We start from the raw sequence: 17,330 nt of genomic DNA, 5'->3' as shown, positions 1-17,330 counted from the left end.
CAATGGACGCCAAGCCCGTGCTGACCGTTCGCGGCCTGCACAAGACGTTCACCCTGCACACCGTGGACGGCCGGACGGTCGTCTCGCTGCGCGGCGTCGACCTCGACGTCTCCGCCGGCGAGCACGTCGCGATCGCCGGGCCCAGCGGCGCAGGCAAGTCCAGCCTGCTGCGCTGCACGCAGCGCAGCTACCTGCCGGATTCCGGCTCGGTCGTCCTGCACACCGACGACGGGCCGGTGGAGCTGACCGCGCTCCCGGATCGCGCCCTCGCCAGGCTGCGCGGCCGACAGCTCGGCTACGTCTCGCAGTTCCTCGCCACGCCACCGCGCACCGGGCCGCTGGAGGTCGTCGCGGCCGCGGCGCGGCGCCGTGGGCTGGACCGTGCGGAGGCGCGCGACGCTGCGGCGGAGTCGCTGCGGCGGTTGGCGCTGGACGAGGTGCTGTGGGACGTCGACTGCGGGGTCCTCTCCGGCGGTGAGCGGCAGCGGGTCAACCTCGCGGCCGGAACCGTGCGGCCGCCGCGACTGCTGCTGCTGGACGAGCCGGTGTCGGCGCTCGACCCGGCGAACCGGGAGCGCGCGCTGGAGCTGATCGCGTCGCTGACCGGCCAGGGCGTGGCGGTGCTGGCGGTGTTCCACGACCTCGACGCGATCCGGCGGCTGGCGACGCGGGTGGTGGAGATGGCCGACGGCCGGATCGTCCGCTCCGGCACGGCCGAGGAGGTGCTCGCCGCATGAGCAGCCCTTTGCCGACCTCAGTCCTCCTCAACCGCACCCCAGGCCAGCCACGAGAAACCGCGCAACGGGAGATTGGGCTGAACGCAACCACCACTGTGAATCGCGGAGAGGCGGAACGGGCATGAGTAGCCCTGTGTCAACCCCAGTCCTCCTCAACCGCACCCCAGGGGAACGTGACGCAAACCAGCCATAGGAAACCGCGAAACGCGAGTTTGACCTGGGACGTAACCACAACTGTGAAGCGCGGAGAGGCGGAACTGTGAAGCGCGGAGAGGCGGACCAGTCATGAGCAGCGCGGTCGAGGAGGTCAGCTGGCCGCTGGCGGCGGCGCCGAAGGACTACGTGCTGGGGCACGTGCGGGCCGTGCTGCCGGACCGGGTCACCGACGACAGCCGGATCGTGGTGCGCGCCGGGCGCATCGAGGCGATCGAGGACCACCCGGCGGGCTCGTCCTGCGATGTCGACGGCGGCGGCCTGCTGTGCATCCCGGGCCTGATCGACGTGCACAGCGACGCGCTGGAGCGGGAGCGCATGCCGCGCCCGTCGGCGGTGCTGCCGTGGGATTTCGCCTTGCTGTCCATGGAGGGCAAGCTCACTGCCGCCGCCGTCACGACGGTGTTCCACGGCGCGGCGTTCCAGCACAAGACCTCGCGCGGGACGCAGCGCTCCATCGTCGGCGCGAGCGAGTTGTGCGAGACGGTGCGCGCCAGGGGAGCGGGGCCGGTGGACCACCGGGTGCTGTACCGGCTCGACGTGCGCTCCGCCGAAGGCGCCGCCGCCCTGCGGGCGCAACTGGACACTGTGGACGATGGCGCGCTGGTCTCGCACGAGGACCACACGCCGGGCATCGGGCAGTACGCCGACCGGCGGCAGATGGAGCGCTACCTCATCGGCGCGGACGGGCTGACGCCGGAGGAGGCCGAGGAGCACGTCACGGAGATGATCACCGAGCGCGGCGAGCTGCTCGACGTGCGGGACGAGAACCTGGCCTGGCTGGGCGATCTCGCGCGGTCCGGGCGGATTCGGCTGCTCGGCCACGATCCCGAATCGGCCGAGGAGATCTCCGCGCTGTGCACCAGGGGCGGCGCGGTGGCGGAATTCCCGACCACGATGGCGGCGGCCGTCGCGGCCCGCGAGCACGGCCTGCCGGTCGTGGCGGGCGCGCCGAACGTCCTCCGCGGGCACTCGCACAACGGGAACGTGTCGGCCCGGGAGCTCGCCTCGCGCGGGCTGGTCACGGCGCTGGCCTCGGACTACCTGCCGTCCGGGCTGCTGGCCGCGGTGTTCGGGCTGGCCGGCGAGCTCGGGCTGCCCGCGGCGATCGCGCTGGTGACCTCCGGGCCCGCGGCGGTCGCCGGGATCGCCGACCGGGGGCGGCTGGAACCAGGACTGCGTGCGGACCTGGCGCTGGTGGAGCCGGGTCCGAAGTGGCCGCTGGTGCGGTCCGTGCTGCCGGGAGGTGCGGCGTGATCGGATGGCCGGTGCCGGACCCGCAGATCCCGTCCGCCGCGCACGCGGTGCTGGCCGAGGCCGCCAAGGCCGCGTCGGCGGCGTTCCGCGACGCCCGGGCCCGCTACGACCGGGCGCAGCTCGCCGAGACGTCCTCGATCGGCGCCGACGGCACCGCGTCGATGCGGCTGGACCTGCTGGTGGAGGGCGCGATCGCGGAGGTCGTCGAGGCGCACCGGATCAACCTGCTCAGCGAGGAGGTCGGGTTCGTCGACAACGGCTCGGCGGTGACGCTGGTGGCCGACCCGGTGGACGGCACGGCGAACGCCGCCGCCGGGGTGCCGCTGTCGGCGTTCTCCGGCGCGATCGTGCTGGACGAGACGCCGGTGGAGGCGCTGACCTGCTGGCTGGACACCGGGCGGTGCTGGCATGCGGTCGCCGGGCGGTCGCCGGAGTTCCGCACCAGCGGCCGGCGTTCGCTCGACGGCGCGGCGGTCAGCCTGCTGCGCCCGCACGAGCGCAGCGCGGACGCGTGGTGGCGGGTGGCGAAGCGGGCGGCGCGCGTGCGGATCCTGTCCACGACGTGCCTGGAGACGATGCTGGTGGCGGAGGGCTCGACGGATGCGTTCGCCGACGCGAACTCCGACACCCACCGCATCGTGGACCTCGTCGCGGCGATGGTGGCGCTGCCCGGGGCGGGCGGCGCGGTCCTGGACGTCCACGGCAGGCCCCTGGAGATCGACCCGGACCTCCGGCGCCGCTGGTCCGGAGTCGCGGCGGCAACGCCGGAGCTGGCGGACGAACTCGCCGCCACCATCCGCGGCTAGGACCTCCAGGTGACTCGACCTCGCAACAGCCGGATCCGCCCAGGTGAGCGCGTTTCACCACGCGTCGGAGCGGAGAAAGGGGCCCGATTTTGCCTAAAATCGGGGATCCCCGATCCGGGCGAGCCGGCTTCCAATTTTGCCTAAAATCGGGCCACCTCGGCGTGTTGGGAGCCGACGCGCCGAGGTGTGTCATGGCAGCAGTGAGTCCACAGTGGACTCCGCCGGAAGGCGAGGGCGCCCTTGACCGAGCGGTCAAGGGCGCCCTCGGCGTCTCCGCTACGCGCCGCGTGCCGCGGCGGCTTCCAGCGCCCGGCGCACCAGCACCTTCGCCAGGTGCCTCCGGTAGTCGGCGCTCGCGCTGGCCTGGTCCGGCGGCGACGTGTCCTCCGCCGCCCGCTCCGCGGCCTCGGCGGCGCTCGCTCCACTCGCCAGGGCCGCCTCCACGCCGTGCGCCCGCATCGGCGTCGGGCCCATGTTCACCAGCGCTACGCGCTGGCCGGCGACGGCCACGCCGACCACCGCCCAGTCGATCGCCCGCTTGGTGAACTTCTGGAAGTCCCAGCCCTGCGCGGGGTTCTTCGCCACCCGGATCTCCACCAGCAGCTCGTCCTCGCCGAGCGCGGTCTCGAAGAAGTCGGTGAAGAACTCCGTCGCCGGGATCTCCCGGGTGCCCGACGGGCCCTGCGCGACCAGCACCGCGTCCAGCGCGAGCGCCACGGCGGGCAGGTCGGAGGCCGGGTCGCCGTGCACCAGCGAGCCGCCGATGGTGCCGCGGTGGCGGACCTGCGGGTCGCCGATGGTGCCCGCGGCGTGCGCCAGCAGCGGCACCTCGCGGGCCAGCAGCTCGGAGTGCTCCAGGTCGTGGTGCCGGGTCAGCGCCCCGATCCGGATCTCCGAACCCTCCTCGCGGATGTAGGACAGGTCGCGCAGGCCGCCGACGTCGATCAGCACCTCCGGCACCGACAGCCGCAGCTTCATCAGCGGCAGCAGCGAGTGCCCGCCGGCGAGCAGCTTCGCGTCGTCGCCGTGCTCGGCGAGCAGGCTCAGCGCCTCCTCGACGGAGTTGGCCTTCTTGTAGGTGAACGTGGCAGGGATCATTCCGCGGCCCCCGACTTCTCCTTGGCCGCGGTCAGCACGGCTTCGACGATGTTGTGGTAGCCGGTGCACCGGCAGAGGTTGCCCTCCAGGCCGGACCGCACGTCGGCCTCGGTCGGGTTCGGGTTCTCCTCGACCAGGGACACCGAGGCCATCACCATGCCCGGCGTGCAGAAACCGCACTGCAGCCCGTGCTTCTGCTGGAAGGCGCGCTGCATCGGGTGCAGCTCCTCGCCGTCGGCGAGGCCCTCGATGGTGGTGACGTCGTGGCCGTCGGCCTGGGCCGCGAGCACGGTGCAGGACTTCACCGACTCGCCGTCGAGCAGCACCGTGCAGGCCCCGCACGACGTGGTGTCGCAGCCGATGTTGGTGCCCGTCAGGCCGCAGTCTTCCCGCAGGTACTGAACGAGCAGCGTGCGGTCCTCGACCTCGTGGCTGCGCTGCTCGCCGTTGACGTTGATCGAAACTTGCACGAAACGAACTCCTAAGCACTTGTCGGGTCAGCGTGATCCACTCACCCGAACCAACTCCGCGGCCTGTCTATGCCTCGTTATGTTGCCGTCTTTCAAGCGGCGCAGCCGCTTAGCCCACGCTCGCAGGTTGACCACCCGCGGGTTCTCAGATGTCGTCTCGGGAGGACAGCTGGACATACGTGATGTCGGGATCCCGGACCGAGGCGGCGTCTGAGGTTCCGCTACGGGGCCACCTCCGCACATTGCGTCATGAATGGGCTTGGATGGCCTTCCACACCCGTTCTGGGGTGGTGGGCATGTCGATGTGCCTGACCCCGAGGTGGGCCACTGCGTCGACCACTGCGTTCTGGACCGCCGGGGTGGCGCCGATGGTGCCCGCCTCGCCGATCCCCTTGACGCCCAACGGGTTGAGCGTGGTCGGGGTTTCCATCGTCAGCAGCTCGAAGCTGGGCAGCTCGGCCGCCGTGATGAAGGCGTAGTCGGCGAGGGTGGCGTTCTGCGGGTTTCCGTCGGCGTCGTAGGAGACCTCCTCCAGCAGGGCTTGGGCGGCGCCCTGCGCGATGCCGCCGTGCCGCTGGCCCTCGGTGAGGACCGGGTTGATGATCACGCCCGCGTCGTCAACGGTCACGTGCCGAAGATAGTTCACCTTGCCGGTTTCGGTGTCGACTTCGACGACCGCCAGGTGCGACCCGAACGGGAAGGTCGGCCGGTCCTCGGTGAAGTGCACGTCGGCGGCCAGCCCCTCGTCGGCGCGCTGGGCCAGCTCCGCCCAGGACAGCGCGACGCTCGGCGTGCCGCGCACCTGCCAGGTGCCGTCGGTGAGTTCGAGGTCGGCCTCGTCGATCTCGATCAGCTCCGCGGCCAGCTTGCGGGCCTTCTCCTTGACATCCACCGCGGCCCGGTGCACCGCGGACCCGCCCAGCTGCAGGGAGCGGGATCCCATGGTGCCCACGCCCTTCGGGATCAGGTCGGTGTCGCCGTGCACGACCTCGATCTTGTCCAGGTCGATGCCCAACTGGTCGGACACCAGCATCGCGTAGGAGGTCCAGTGGCCCTGCCCGTGCGGGGAGCTGCCGGTGAGCACCAGGACGCTGCCGTCCGGGCGGATCTCGACGTGCCCGGTCTCGCCCTCGGTGTTGTTCGGCGCGGTGATCTCCACGTAGCTGGCCAGCCCGATGCCCAGCTGGAGCGCGGCGCCCTCGGCGCGCCGCTTGGCCTGCTCCTCGCGCAAGGCCTGGTAGTCGGCGGCTTCCAGCACCGCGTCCAGGCCCTTGATGTACTCGCCGGTGTCGTAGGTCATGCCGCCCGGCGTGTCGAACGGGAACTGCTCGGGGCGCACCAGGTTGCGGCGGCGCACCTCGGCCGGGTCGACGCCGGTCTCGGCCGCGAAGAGGTCCATCGCGCGTTCCACGGCGGCGGTCGCCTCCGGCCGCCCCGCGCCCCGGTAGGCGCCGATCGGCGTGGTGTTGGTGACGACGCAGCGGGCGACGGAGTCGACCTTCGGGATGTCGTAGACGCCGCTGACCATGAACCGGGTGAACAGCGGCAGGAACGCGCCCATCCGCGGGTAGGCGCCGACGTCCTGGACGATCTCCAGCCGGTAGGCGAGCACGGTGCCGTCGCGGCGGCCGCCGATGGTCACCACCTGCCGCTGCGCGCGGCCGTGGGTCATCGCGACCAGGTTCTCGCTGCGGCTCTCCACCCACTTCACCGGGCGGCCGACGCGCTTGGCCAGGAACGCCAGCAGCGCGGCCTCCTGCTCGACGCCGATCTTGGCGCCGAAGCCGCCGCCGACGTCGGGCGTGATCACCCGGATCCGCTCCTGCGGCAGCCCCAGGTTCGCCATCAGCTCGTCGCGGCAGCTCTGCGCGTTCTGGTTGGACAGCCACAGGGTGACCTTGTCGCCGTCCCAGGCGCAGGCGGCGGTGCGGACCTCCAGCGGCGCGGCGGCGAGGCGCTGGTTCTCGATCTGCTTGGTGACGACGACCTCGCAGCCGTCGAACAGCGAGTCGTCCAGTTCGCCGCTGGTGCCGGTGACGTTGGTGCCCGCCGCCGGGAACAGCAGGATCTCGTCGCGCAACGCGTCTGCGACGTCGACCACCGGGTCCAGCGGGTCGTAGTCGACGGAGACGAGTTCGGCGGCGTCCTCGCCCTGCGCGCGGGTCTCGGTGAGCACCACGGCCACCGGTTCGCCGACGTAGCGGACGGTGTCGCGGGCCAGGTGCGGCCGTTCCATCGCGGCAGGTGGGGGGCCGCTGACGCCCATCTGCGAAACGAACGGCGGGAGGTCGACGTCCGCGCCGGTGAACACGCCGGCCACGCCGGGCAGCTCGCGGGCCGCCGAGGTGTCGATCTCGGTGATCTTGGCGTGCGCCAGCGGGCTGCGCACGAAGGTGACGTGCAGTGCCCCGGCGAGTGCGGGATCTCGCAGGTCGTCCACGTAGGTGCCGCCGGCGGTGAGTAGGCGCGGGTCCTCGCGGCGCTCGACCCGGGTGCCGAGAATGCTCAATGGTGCCTCGCAGTCAACAGGATCAGAATCGGGAACCGACCAGTGAGTCTGGTGCGACGCCCCGCGCCGCACAAGACTCGCGGCCGTTTTCAGGCGTAGTCGCCGACGCCTGCGGCTCGTCCGGTCACCTGGCGGACCGCCGCGGTGGCCGCCTCGCGGAGCAGGACCGCGTCGGAGCTCAGCGACGCCAGGTCGAAGCCCAGGTCATGCCAGCGTTGCACGGTTTGTGCGCTGTCACAATGGATGCCCGCCAGCACTCCGTTGCGGCGACAACTGTCCAAAATGGAGCGGACGAGCTGCTCGTGCTCGGCCTCACGGACCGCCAGGACGGGCGCCATTCCGTGGCCGAGGGCCAGATCGGACGGGCCGATGTAGGCCGCGTCGATGCCCGGCGTGGACAGGATCTCGTCCGCGTTCCGCACGCCTTCGGGGGTCTCGATCATCGCGGCGAGCACGGTGCGCCGGTTGCCGGCCTCCGGCGTGTAGTCGTCGAGCTCGAACGCCGCCCGGATCGGGCCCCAGCTGCGCGAACCCTCCGGCGGGTACTTCGCCGCCTCGACCGCGCGGCGGGCCTCCTCTGCGTTGTTGACCATCGGCACGATGATGCCGTGCGCGCCGGCGTCGAGGGCCTTCATGATCTGGTCCGGCCGGTTCCACGGCACCCGCACGAAGGTCGGCGTCCCGGTGATCGCCAGCGCCTGCAGCATGGGGACCATCTGGTCGTAGCCGACGAGCCCGTGCTGGGTGTCGATGCACACCCAGTCGTACCCGCAACGGCCCATCAGCTCGGCGGCGAACGGGCTGGGGATCGAGGCCCAGCCGCCGACCGTCGGGCGACCGGCCTCCAGGGTTTCACGCAGCGTTGCCATCATGCTCCTTCGAACTCGATCGCCGACCGCGGCGGCGTTCGGCGGGGTCGTGCCGGGCCGGCGACGCCCCGGCGTTGCGGGCGAAAACGGTTCTGGTCGAAGGGATTCGACGGTGCTCGGGACGCCCGCGACTCTAGGACACATCTGATGTTTCGAGCAATACGCCGAACATGCTTCCGCGTCCGCTGACCGGCCAATACCTTGTCGAACAACCGATTTCACCGTAGTTCCCCGATCGAACGATCAATGTTGACGGCTTGGAACATCTGATGTATCGGCTGCGGTGGCTCGTGAGTACTTTGGATCGCTATAGAAGCTGTTTGAGATGTCGTGGTGTGAGGTGTGGTAACGCGGGGTTGTTGTCTTTGAAGCGGCGCAGCCGCTTAGCCCACCCCCGCAGCTTGCACCGCCGCGGGTTCTCAGAGGTCTTCTCGCGAGGACAGCCCCGACGTGGTGAATTGGTCATTCATGAGTCGGGGATCCCACAGCGAGAAGGCCTCTGAGGTTCCGCCACCCGCACCGCCACGCAAGATGAGTTTGGAAACAGGCTCTATAGCGGACCAAAGTGCTCACGAGCAGCACGCGGGCCGACTGATGTGGAGGGCGCGGGATGGGGCGGAGCAACGACGCGATCGAGAAGATCCGCCAGCTCATCGCCGGCGGCGAGCTGAGCCCCGGCGCCCGGTTGCCGCGCGAACCGGACCTCGCCGCGCAGCTCGGGCTCTCCCGCAGCTCGATGCGGGAGGCCGTGACGGCATTGGTGCACGCGCAGGTGCTCGACGTCCGGCGCGGCGACGGCACGTACGTGACGAGCCTGGAGCCGCACCGGCTGCTGGAGGGCATCGCCCACGCGGTCGAGCTCATGCAGGACGACACGCTGCCGGAGATCTTCGAGCTCCGCCGCCTGCTGGAGCCGCAGGCGACGGCGCTCGCCGCGGAGCGGATCACGCCGGAGCAGCTGGCGCGGCTGCGCGGACACCTCGAAGCGATGCGCCGATCGGAGACGATCGAGGAGCTCATCACGCACGACGCCGAGTTCCACGCCTGCATCATGGCGGCCACCGGCAACCGGACGCTGACCTCGGTGGTCAACGGCCTGGCGGCACGAGCCTTGCGGGCCCGGACCTGGAACGCCCTGAACATCGCCGACGCTCGCGAGCGGATCATGTCCCAGCACCAGGCGATCTACGAGGCGCTCGAAGCCGGTGACGCTGCGCTGGCCCTGTCCTGGGCGACGATCCACGTCACGGCGTCGGAGAAGGACCTCCTCCGCACCATCCCGCCCGCCGACCGGCGAGGCCCCGGCTCCGCCTGAAAGCCGCGTCGTAGCGGTCGTTTCAGAATGCTCTCTTGCGCCGTGACGGCCTAGGCGCATACGCCCTCGGCCGAGCGTTCCCGGAGCAACTCCCTAGTCCGCGAAGACCTTCTCCGCTTCGCGGATCGTGCGCAGCGCGGCTTCGCGCGACCCGGCGCCTTCGGGCATCAGGAGGACGCGCCCGACGCCGAGGGTCGCGACGCGGTCGGCCAGCTGCCTGCGGCATTCCGCCACGTCGCCCGCGATGTGGCAGTCGGCCAGCGCGGCGGCCTCGTCGAACGCCTGCGCGGCCGTCGGCGCCGGACGTGAGACCAGCGGCACGGCCTCGCGGGAGATCTGCAGGTTCAGCTCGGCGATCCCGTTCGTCAGCAGCCGCCTCGCGGTCGGGGTTTCGTCGGCGATGGCGAAGTACGCCGAGTCGATGTTGTCCAGCGGGTCCAGCCGGTGACCGGATTCGGCCGCCGCCGCGGCGTGCGCGTCCAGCACCGCGCGCTTCGCGGCCACGTCGACGAATGGGCTGAGCAGCACCGGAAGCCCGTGGCGCGCGGCCAGTCGCGCGGATTCCGGCGATGACGAAGCCAGCACGAACGGCGCGCGGGACGTCTCCGGTGCGGGCACGATCTGCACCTCGTCGAAGTGGTACCGCTCGCCGCTGCCCTTTGCGTGCCCCTGCCGCAACGCCTCGTCGAGCAGGGCCACGGATTCGTCGATGTCGCGGAAGCCCGCCAGCCCGGTGCCGAATATCTCCAGGTCCACCAGCGGTTGTCCGCGCCCGACGCCGAGCGTGAACCGGTCGCCGGAGAGGTGCTGGAGCACCGCGGCCTGCTCCGCGAGGGCGAGCGGGTGGTGGTTGGGCAGCACGCAGACCGCGGTGCCGACGCCGAGGTTCGTGCGGCCCAGCAGGAACGCCGCCATCGCCAGGGCCGACGGGTTCTGGGCCCGGGAGTTGAAGTGGTGTTCGGTCGTCCAGGCCTCGTGCCAGCCGTGCCGCTCGGCCTCGCGGACGTACTCCAGTGACCACTCGAAGACCTCGCGGCCGCTCGCCCCGCTCCCGAACGAATCGGTGAACAGGACCAGTCCGTACTTGGTGCGCATGCGATCTCCTATTTTTCGTCGGCTAGACGAAAAAACTAGCAGCTGGTGTCGGACCGGTCGAGGAAGTGCGTTAGGTTGGGCTCGTGACCACGCCGGATGCCCCGAGGCGGCGCGGGCGGCCGCCGAAGCTGACCCGCGAAGCGGTCGTGGCGGGCGCGCTGGAAGTGCTCGACGAATCGGGCCACGACGGGCTGTCCATGCGAGCGGTCGCCGAGCGCCTCGGCGTCGGCAAGATGAGCCTGTACCACCACGTGGCGGACCGTTCGGAGCTCGAACGCCTGGTCATCGAGCGCCTGCTCGCCGCGGTCGAACTGCCGGACGCGGCGCTGCCCTGGCAGGAGCGGATCGCGGCGCTGGCGCACGGCATCCGCGCGCTGGTCTTCCGGCATCCGAACGCAACGCCGTTGCTTGCGCTGCGGGAGTACAGCGACCCGGTGGCGCTGCGCCTGCCGGACGCCGTCATGACCGCGTTGCGCGACGCGGGCCTGCGCGGGGCGGCGATGGTCGGAGGCTCGCGCCTGGTCTTCAGCTATGCCATCGGATTCGCCCAGCTCGACCTGGTCGGCAAGGTGGACTCGGCAGGGGACTCGCCGATGGCGGCCCTGCCGGAGGCCGAGTTCCCGCACGTGGTGGCGGCGGCGCGGGAAACCCGGAACCACGGCCTGGACGAGCAGTTCGACCTAGGCCTGAAACCCCTGCTCGCAGGCCTCGCCGCGATCGCGTCCTGAGCCGCGGTCCGCTCACCACCATTCCACGTCGCGGACCCCATCTTCCGGTTGCCGCAATTTCAATGGAAATCGGACCCGCAGTTTCAATTGAAATTGCGGCAGAACGCGGCGATCGGACACAGTGGACCGTTCGGTCGCCCGACGTGGAAATCCACAGTGGAACGTGCACGAATGCAGCGTGCGCAGCGGGTTCACGATCCGCCACACCGGGCCGAACAGCGCGCTGATCGGCGCCAGGCCGACCCAGTACGTCACGTACAGCGCCCAGGGCGCGAGGTTCCGCTCCGTCCCCGGCGGCCCGAGGAACGCCACCGCCACCACGAGAGCGGCCGGCGCGAGCGTGAGAATCCTTGCCACCCAACGAATTCCGGGCGAATCGACGAAGTGCAGGAACGGCAGCGGCCGCCCGGCGTCGGGATTCAGCCACGGCCGCGACCAGAGCTTCGCCAGCGCCGCGAACGAGATCGCCACCGCGATGCCGCCGTCGATGATCGCCGCGACGCCGTTGAGCGGCAGGTCGGTGCGGCCGCCGAGCCCGTGGGCCAGGAAGTTCACCGCACCACCAGGCTGGGCAGCGCCGGGCCGGAGTGGTGCAGCTCGATCTCGAACGCGCCGGGGATGTCCGCGCGGAACTCGACGGTCGCCGGCTCGCCGGGGCGGAGCGGCGCGGATTTGTCGTATCCGTGCACGTGCAGCCCGTCCGCTCCATCGCTTCGGACGGTGAACCGGACCAGGCTGCCGAGCGGTGCCTGGATCCGTTCCGGCCGGCCGTCCACCTGGCCGCCGACGACCTCGAAGTCCGCCGAGACCACGCCCGCCGCCGAGGAGTCGGCCTGCGGCGCGGGCGGTTCGGCGGCGGGAGGCGCCGTGCAGGCCGACAGCAGTGCGGCGCCGGCGAGCAGGGCGAATCCGAAGCCTCGCGCGGTCGTCATTAATCCTCCGTAGGCCACTCAGGTGAAGTCCGTGTGCGTGGAGGTCGCGGCGGTCGCCCTGCTGCGCAGGCCGCTGGTGCTGGGCACGGTGTCCGGCCTGCTCATCGGCACGATCGGGTTCGCCGGCGAGTACGTGTGGACGCAGTTCGCCTTCGTGATGCCGTGGACGCCCGACATGCTGCTGGAAGGCGTCCTCATGGCCGTCGTCGGCGGCGTCAGCGGCGGCCTGCTCGGGGCGTTGCTCGTGTGTGCCCTGCGCGGCGAGCTGCCGAGCCTGCCGGTTCGGCGAGCGGTGTTCGGCGGCGCTCTGCTGGCGATCGCGCTGGGCGTCACCAACGGACTGATCGGCACCGCGCCCGCAGGTGTGCGCGCGACGATGGCGCTGGACCAGCGGACCGGCCAGGCGGACGTGCGGCTCGACCTGCCCGCGATCGCCCAAGACCCGACGTGGCTCGCGGTGACCAGCTGGCAGGGCGGCACGCTGAAGGTCGACCACCTGCGCCGGATCGGCGACGGCCACTACCGGACCAATGCGTCGGTGCCGGTCGGTGGCGCGGGCAAGACCCTGCTGCGGCTGCACGACGGCCGCGCGATGCTCGCGTTCCCGATCCACATGCCGGCCGACGCGGCGCTGGGGCTGCCCGAACTGGCCGCGGAGCCGCTGTTCGCCCGCGACGGCCAACCGGAATGGCAGGTCCTGCGGCGCGAAACGAAGCTGGGCATCCCGCCGTGGTTGTGGGTCAGCGCATCGCTGGTGGTGCTGGCGTGCTCGGTGGCGCTGGTGGTGTCGCTGGGCTGGGGAGCGCAGCGGGTCTCGCGCGCGATCTCGGGCCCGCCGACGGCCCGCCGGGCCAAGCACCGCGCGGTCCGGGTCGCCCGGCTCGCGGACGGCACGACATGACGGCCACGGCGGATCTGGTCCTGGCGAGCCACCCGATCATCACGGCGGTCCCGTTCTTCGTCCCGACGTTCGCGGTGGTGGCGGTGGTAGCGGTGATCGTCTACCGAGACCGCCGCCGAAACCCCGGAGAAGACGACGACCAGGACCCCTGATCTCGGCGGGGGTCCCGTGAGTGCTTTGGGGTGCCATTGCGCCCCAAAGCGCTCACGGGTTCTGAGGTCGCCTGACCCCGGTGGGGGAATTCGGGCAAGATCTACAGTGTGGCACTTGTCACATTACGTCGTTAGGGGCAGAGTCGGTGCGGTACTGGCCCCCGCTAGGCGGAAGAGGTGTTCGCCCATGGCCTCGACGACGACCGAACTGGCCGATCTCCAGCGCGCCCTGGCGCAGCTCCGCAGCAGCGTCGGCGCGCTGCGATCGCGCTACGGCGACGCCCCGGCCGTGCGCCGGATCCACAACGACGTGGAGCGACTGGACATAGACATCGCCGAACTCTCCGGCACCATGCCCACGCAGCGGCGCAGCACCGAGTCCGCCGAGGACGTGGTGATCGTGCCCGACACCCCCTACGACCCGTCGCTGTGGCGTGACGCCGACGACGAGGGGCTGGGCGGCCGGGCGCCGCACTAGGCCGCCGCAGGTACTGCACGCCGCCAGTCGGCAGCCGCCCGCCTGTCCGCAGTGGACCGGCCCGGATGCGGGGGAGGAGCTCCCCCGCATCTCGCTTGATCGGGGGAGGCCACGACCGGGTTGCGCCGGTTGGGGGACTACCTGGGTCGAGGCCGTTGATCCACAATGAGCGACCTCAGGTGAGCACCCCCGGACGAACATAGACAACGAGGTCTGCGAATGTCCGCACCACCTTCCGCCTCAGGCCGGGCACGGATCTCCGTGCGAACCCTGCGCACCGACCGGTGGTGGCTGCCGCCGCTGGTCACCTTCCTCGGGCTGCTTGCCTTCGTGGTCTACGGCCTGATCCGCACCTTCATGAACCAGTGGTACTGGGTTCCCGAGTACCACTACCTGGCGCCGTTCTACTCGCCCTGCCTGTCCACGGCCTGCGTGCCCGGCGCCAGCCATTGGGGCCAGCCGGCACCGGACCTGGGGCCGTTCGTGCCGCCGCCGATCTTCGTGCTGCCGTTCGTCCTCGGCTTCCGGCTGACCTGCTACTACTACCGGAAGGCCTACTACCGGTCGTTCTGGGCGTCGCCGCCGGCCTGCGCGGTCACCGAACCGCACCGCCGCTACACCGGCGAGACGCGGTTCCCGCTGATCATGCAGAACGTGCACCGCTACTTCTTCTACGCGGCGCTGGTCGTGGCCGCGGTGCTCACCTACGACACGGTGATCGCCTTCCGGGGCGCCGACGGCGGCTTCGGCATCGGGCTGGGCACGCTGCTGATGGGGGCCAACGTGGTGCTGCTGTGGTCGTACACGCTGTCCTGCCACTCCTGCCGGCACCTGATCGGCGGCCGCATCAACCACTTCTCCAAGCACCCGGTGCGCTACTGGTTCTGGACCAAGGTGACCTGGCTCAACGGCAAGCACATGCTGCTGGCCTGGTCGTCCCTGGTGTCGGTGGCCCTGGTCGACCTGTACGTGCTGCTGATCGCCAGCGGCGCGTTCCCGGATCCCAGATTGTTCAACTAGCGGGCACCGCCCCTGAGAACCCGCGGTGGTGCCAGCTGAGTCCCACACCGCAAGCGGCTGCCGCCGCTTGTGACATAGAAGGAAGTCGATGGTGGAGATCGAACGGCACGAGTACGACGTCGTCGTGATCGGCGCCGGTGGCGCGGGTCTGCGCGCGGCGATCGAGGCCCGCTCCCAGGGCCTGCGCACGGCCGTGGTGTGCAAGTCGTTGTTCGGCAAGGCGCACACCGTGATGGCCGAGGGCGGCATCGCCGCCTCGATGGGCAACGTCAACTCCCGCGACGACTGGCAGGTGCACTTCCGCGACACCATGCGCGGCGGGAAGTTCCTGAACAACTGGCGGATGGCGGAGCTGCACGCGAAGGAGGCGCCGCAGCGGGTCTGGGAGCTGGAGACCTACGGCGCGCTGTTCGACCGCACCCCGGATGGCCGGATCAGCCAGCGCAACTTCGGCGGCCACGAGTACCCGAGGCTGGCGCACGTCGGTGACCGCACCGGCCTGGAGCTGATCCGCACGCTGCAGCAGAAGATCGTGTCGCTGCAGCAGGAGGACCACGCCGAGCACGGCGACTACGAGGCCCGCATCAAGGTCTTCCAGGAGTGCACGGTCACCGAGCTGCTGAAGGAATCCTCCCGGATCTCCGGCGCCTTCGGGTACTGGCGGGAGTCCGGTCGGTTCGTGCTGTTCCAGGCGCCGGTGGTCATCCTCGCCACCGGCGGCATCGGCAAGTCGTTCAAGGTGACCTCGAACTCCTGGGAGTACACCGGCGACGGGCACGCGCTGGCGCTGCGGGCCGGGGCGTCGTTGATCAACATGGAGTTCGTGCAGTTCCACCCGACGGGCATGGTCTGGCCGCCGAGCGTGAAGGGCATCCTGGTCACCGAGTCGGTGCGCGGTGACGGCGGCGTGCTGCGCAACTCCGAGGGCCGCCGGTTCATGTTCGACTACATCCCCGAGGTCTTCAAGGACAACTACGCGGACAACGAGGCCGAGGCCGACCGCTGGTACGACGACCCGGACAACAACCGCCGCCCGCCGGAGCTGCTGCCGCGCGACGAGGTGGCGCGCGCGATCAACAACGAGGTGAAGGAGGGCCGCGGCTCGCAGCACGGCGGGGTGTTCCTCGACGTGGCGACCCGGCTGCCCGCGGAGCAGATCACCCGGCGGCTGCCGTCGATGTACCACCAGTTCAAGGAACTCGCCGACGTGGACATCACGGCGGAGTCCATGGAGGTGGGGCCGACCTGCCACTACGTGATGGGCGGCGTGGAGGTGGAGCCGGACACGGCGGCGTCCCGGGTGCCGGGCCTGTTCGCGGCCGGCGAGGTGGCCGGCGGGATGCACGGCTCCAACCGGCTGGGCGGGAACTCGCTGTCCGACCTGCTGGTCTTCGGCCGTCGCGCGGGCGCGGGCGCCGCAGAGTACATCGCGGGTCTCGACGCCCGTCCGGCGATCGCGGAGTCCGATGTGGACGCAGCGGCGCGGCGCGCGCAGGACCCGTTCGCCTCCGCGGCCTCGCCGAACGCGGAGAATCCCTATGCGCTGCACGCCGAACTGCAGCAGACGATGAACGATCTGGTCGGGATCATCCGCAAGGGCACGGAGATGCGGCAGGCCCTGGAGCGGCTGCGGGACCTCCGGGCGCGCGCCGAGCACCTCGCGGTGGAGGGCAACCGGCAGTTCAACCCGGGCTGGCACCTGGCGCTGGACCTGCGGAACATGCTGCTGGTCAGCGAGTGCGTGGCGCGCGCCGCGCTGCTGCGCACCGAGAGCCGCGGCGGCCACACCCGCGACGACCACCCGGGGATGGACGCGAACTGGCGGCGAAAGCTGCTGGTCTGCGGCGTCGCCCACGAGCGGATCGAGGTCGTCGAGGAGCCGCAGGCGCCGATGCGCGAGGACCTGCTGACGCTGTTCAAGGTCGAGGAGCTGCGCAAGTACTACACCGAGGAAGAACTGGCTGACGTCCAGGTGAAGGGGCTGTAGATGGGTTACCAGGCGCACTTCCGGGTGTGGCGCGGTCCGGACGACGGGGCGCTTCGCGACTACACCGTCGAGGTCAACGAGGGTGAGGTCGTGCTCGACATCATCCACCGGCTGCAGGCCACCCAGTGCCCGGACATGGCGGTGCGGTGGAACTGCAAGGCGGGCAAGTGCGGCTCGTGCTCGGCGGAGATCAACGGCCGGCCCCGGCTGATGTGCATGACCCGGATGTCGACCTTCGAGCGGTCCGAGACGATCACGGTCACCCCGATGCGGACGTTCCCGCTGATCAAGGACCTGGTCTGCGACGTGTCCTACAACTACACCAAGGCCCGCGAGGTGCCGGCGTTCGCGCCGCCGGAGGGGCTGGAGCCGGGCGAGTACCGGATGCAGCAGGTGGACGTGCAGCGCTCCCAGGAGTTCCGCAAGTGCATCGAATGCTTCCTGTGCCAGAACACCTGCCACGTCATCCGCGACCACGACGACAACAAGCAGGCGTTCTCCGGGCCCCGCTTCCTGATGCGGGTGGCGGAGCTGGAGATGCACCCGCTGGACGAGGCCGAGAACCGCCCGGAAGAAGCGCGCGGCGAGCACGGCCTCGGCCTGTGCAACATCACGAAGTGCTGCACGGACGTCTGCCCGGAGAACATCCAGATCACGGACAACGCGCTGATCCCGCTGAAGGAGCGGGTGGCGGACCGCCAGTACGACCCGATCCTCCGCCTCTTCCGCCGCAAGAAGGACTGAGCGCGACGAGGGCCCCACC

General features: G+C 70.7%; 18 protein-coding genes. 11 read left to right on the top strand and 7 right to left on the bottom strand.

The features are described 5' to 3' along the window. Positions 1-2: 2 nt before the first annotated feature. The 3 genes from BLW84_RS05650 (at position 3) to BLW84_RS05640 (ending at position 3,013) form a co-directional block, all read left to right on the top strand. Positions 3-737 carry an ATP-binding cassette domain-containing protein gene (locus BLW84_RS05650; protein WP_093262095.1) on the top strand — a complete coding sequence of 245 codons (735 nt, stop codon included), beginning with the start codon at positions 3-5 and terminating at the stop codon, positions 735-737. 285 nt (positions 738-1,022) lie between these two features. Beyond that, a complete protein-coding gene (locus BLW84_RS05645) occupies positions 1,023-2,207 on the top strand; it encodes an alpha-D-ribose 1-methylphosphonate 5-triphosphate diphosphatase (RefSeq protein ID WP_093262092.1) in 1,185 nt (394 codons plus the stop codon). Continuing rightward, complete coding sequence (locus tag BLW84_RS05640) at positions 2,204-3,013, top strand: inositol monophosphatase family protein (protein ID WP_245760951.1); 810 nt, start codon at positions 2,204-2,206, stop codon at positions 3,011-3,013. Before BLW84_RS05645 ends, BLW84_RS05640 begins: the two co-directional genes overlap by 4 nt. Before the next feature lie 276 nt (positions 3,014-3,289). Here BLW84_RS05640 and BLW84_RS05635 read toward each other — a convergent pair whose 3' ends face one another. The 4 genes from BLW84_RS05635 to BLW84_RS05620 form a co-directional block, all read right to left on the bottom strand. Next, the gene (locus tag BLW84_RS05635; RefSeq protein WP_093262088.1) at positions 3,290-4,111 is read right to left on the bottom strand and encodes an FAD binding domain-containing protein; all 822 of its coding nucleotides are present in this window, start codon (positions 4,109-4,111) and stop codon (positions 3,290-3,292) included. Then, positions 4,108-4,581, bottom strand: a complete 474-nt coding sequence (locus BLW84_RS05630) for a (2Fe-2S)-binding protein (RefSeq protein ID WP_093262086.1) — start codon at positions 4,579-4,581, stop codon at positions 4,108-4,110. Before BLW84_RS05630 ends, BLW84_RS05635 begins: the two co-directional genes overlap by 4 nt. A gap of 247 nt (positions 4,582-4,828) precedes the next feature. Next, positions 4,829-7,090: a xanthine dehydrogenase family protein molybdopterin-binding subunit gene (locus tag BLW84_RS05625; RefSeq protein ID WP_093262084.1), complete on the bottom strand. Its 2,262-nt coding sequence runs from the start codon at positions 7,088-7,090 to the stop codon at positions 4,829-4,831. A gap of 89 nt (positions 7,091-7,179) precedes the next feature. After that, positions 7,180-7,959 carry an HpcH/HpaI aldolase family protein gene (locus BLW84_RS05620; RefSeq protein WP_093262082.1) on the bottom strand — a complete coding sequence of 260 codons (780 nt, stop codon included), beginning with the start codon at positions 7,957-7,959 and terminating at the stop codon, positions 7,180-7,182. A 610-nt stretch (positions 7,960-8,569) separates the two neighbouring features. On the opposite strand from BLW84_RS05620, the gene BLW84_RS05615 reads away from it, so the two are divergent. Further along, a complete protein-coding gene (locus BLW84_RS05615; RefSeq protein ID WP_093262081.1) occupies positions 8,570-9,274 on the top strand; it encodes a FadR/GntR family transcriptional regulator in 705 nt (234 codons plus the stop codon). Positions 9,275-9,367: 93 nt separating this feature from the next. Here the strand turns inward: BLW84_RS05615 and BLW84_RS05610 are convergent, their stop codons facing one another. Then, the gene (locus BLW84_RS05610; protein WP_093262006.1) at positions 9,368-10,369 is read right to left on the bottom strand and encodes an LLM class flavin-dependent oxidoreductase; all 1,002 of its coding nucleotides are present in this window, start codon (positions 10,367-10,369) and stop codon (positions 9,368-9,370) included. A gap of 83 nt (positions 10,370-10,452) precedes the next feature. Between BLW84_RS05610 and BLW84_RS05605 the strand changes: the two genes are divergently transcribed. Next, on the top strand, positions 10,453-11,097 hold the full coding sequence (locus BLW84_RS05605; RefSeq protein ID WP_093262004.1) for a TetR/AcrR family transcriptional regulator: 645 nt from the start codon (positions 10,453-10,455) through the stop codon (positions 11,095-11,097). 12 nt (positions 11,098-11,109) lie between these two features. Here the strand turns inward: BLW84_RS05605 and BLW84_RS05600 are convergent, their stop codons facing one another. Both BLW84_RS05600 and BLW84_RS05595 read right to left on the bottom strand, forming a co-directional pair. Next, positions 11,110-11,652, bottom strand: a complete 543-nt coding sequence (locus tag BLW84_RS05600; protein WP_177226302.1) for a hypothetical protein — start codon at positions 11,650-11,652, stop codon at positions 11,110-11,112. After that, positions 11,649-12,029 (bottom strand): cupredoxin domain-containing protein, encoded by a 381-nt coding sequence (locus BLW84_RS05595; protein WP_093262002.1) that lies wholly within the window; start codon positions 12,027-12,029, stop codon positions 11,649-11,651. The genes BLW84_RS05600 and BLW84_RS05595 overlap by 4 nt, the downstream gene beginning before the upstream one ends. A gap of 22 nt (positions 12,030-12,051) precedes the next feature. Here BLW84_RS05595 and BLW84_RS05590 point away from each other — a divergent pair, with 22 nt between their 5' ends. The 6 genes from BLW84_RS05590 to BLW84_RS05570 all read left to right on the top strand — a co-directional run bounded on the left by BLW84_RS05590 (position 12,052) and on the right by BLW84_RS05570 (position 17,311). Continuing rightward, positions 12,052-12,930 (top strand): hypothetical protein, encoded by an 879-nt coding sequence (locus BLW84_RS05590; protein WP_143060861.1) that lies wholly within the window; start codon positions 12,052-12,054, stop codon positions 12,928-12,930. After that, positions 12,927-13,082 (top strand): hypothetical protein, encoded by a 156-nt coding sequence (locus BLW84_RS47250; protein ID WP_177226301.1) that lies wholly within the window; start codon positions 12,927-12,929, stop codon positions 13,080-13,082. The genes BLW84_RS05590 and BLW84_RS47250 overlap by 4 nt, the downstream gene beginning before the upstream one ends. Positions 13,083-13,269: 187 nt before the next feature. Continuing rightward, positions 13,270-13,560: a hypothetical protein gene (locus BLW84_RS05585; protein WP_093261998.1), complete on the top strand. Its 291-nt coding sequence runs from the start codon at positions 13,270-13,272 to the stop codon at positions 13,558-13,560. A 219-nt stretch (positions 13,561-13,779) separates the two neighbouring features. Next, positions 13,780-14,580: a hypothetical protein gene (locus BLW84_RS05580; RefSeq protein WP_093261996.1), complete on the top strand. Its 801-nt coding sequence runs from the start codon at positions 13,780-13,782 to the stop codon at positions 14,578-14,580. A gap of 88 nt (positions 14,581-14,668) precedes the next feature. After that, positions 14,669-16,567 (top strand): fumarate reductase/succinate dehydrogenase flavoprotein subunit, encoded by a 1,899-nt coding sequence (locus tag BLW84_RS05575; RefSeq protein ID WP_093261994.1) that lies wholly within the window; start codon positions 14,669-14,671, stop codon positions 16,565-16,567. Next, on the top strand, positions 16,568-17,311 hold the full coding sequence (locus BLW84_RS05570) for a succinate dehydrogenase/fumarate reductase iron-sulfur subunit (RefSeq protein ID WP_093261992.1): 744 nt from the start codon (positions 16,568-16,570) through the stop codon (positions 17,309-17,311). It abuts the gene before it with no gap. Positions 17,312-17,330 lie beyond the last annotated feature (19 nt).

This window comes from Saccharopolyspora shandongensis (genome assembly GCF_900106995.1).
Classification (GTDB): Bacteria; Actinomycetota; Actinomycetes; order Mycobacteriales; family Pseudonocardiaceae; genus Saccharopolyspora; species Saccharopolyspora shandongensis.
The sequence above is the reverse complement of the archived record's forward strand: the minus strand, read 5'-3'. Positions and strand labels throughout refer to the sequence as shown.

Excerpts from the sequence above, each read along its gene's own strand:
- BLW84_RS05650 (WP_093262095.1), top strand. The coding sequence starts at position 3 with ATGGACGCCAAGCCCGTGCTGACCGTTCGCGGCCTGCACAAGACGTTC.
- BLW84_RS05645 (WP_093262092.1), top strand. The coding sequence starts at position 1,023 with ATGAGCAGCGCGGTCGAGGAGGTCAGCTGGCCGCTGGCGGCGGCGCCG.
- BLW84_RS05635 (WP_093262088.1), bottom strand. The coding sequence starts at position 4,111 with ATGATCCCTGCCACGTTCACCTACAAGAAGGCCAACTCCGTCGAGGAG.
- BLW84_RS05620 (WP_093262082.1), bottom strand. The coding sequence starts at position 7,959 with ATGGCAACGCTGCGTGAAACCCTGGAGGCCGGTCGCCCGACGGTCGGC.
- BLW84_RS05615 (WP_093262081.1), top strand. The coding sequence starts at position 8,570 with ATGGGGCGGAGCAACGACGCGATCGAGAAGATCCGCCAGCTCATCGCC.
- BLW84_RS05610 (WP_093262006.1), bottom strand. The coding sequence starts at position 10,369 with ATGCGCACCAAGTACGGACTGGTCCTGTTCACCGATTCGTTCGGGAGC.
- BLW84_RS05595 (WP_093262002.1), bottom strand. The coding sequence starts at position 12,029 with ATGACGACCGCGCGAGGCTTCGGATTCGCCCTGCTCGCCGGCGCCGCA.
- BLW84_RS47250 (WP_177226301.1), top strand. The coding sequence starts at position 12,927 with ATGACGGCCACGGCGGATCTGGTCCTGGCGAGCCACCCGATCATCACG.
- BLW84_RS05585 (WP_093261998.1), top strand. The coding sequence starts at position 13,270 with ATGGCCTCGACGACGACCGAACTGGCCGATCTCCAGCGCGCCCTGGCG.
- BLW84_RS05580 (WP_093261996.1), top strand. The coding sequence starts at position 13,780 with ATGTCCGCACCACCTTCCGCCTCAGGCCGGGCACGGATCTCCGTGCGA.
- BLW84_RS05575 (WP_093261994.1), top strand. The coding sequence starts at position 14,669 with ATGGTGGAGATCGAACGGCACGAGTACGACGTCGTCGTGATCGGCGCC.
- BLW84_RS05570 (WP_093261992.1), top strand. The coding sequence starts at position 16,568 with ATGGGTTACCAGGCGCACTTCCGGGTGTGGCGCGGTCCGGACGACGGG.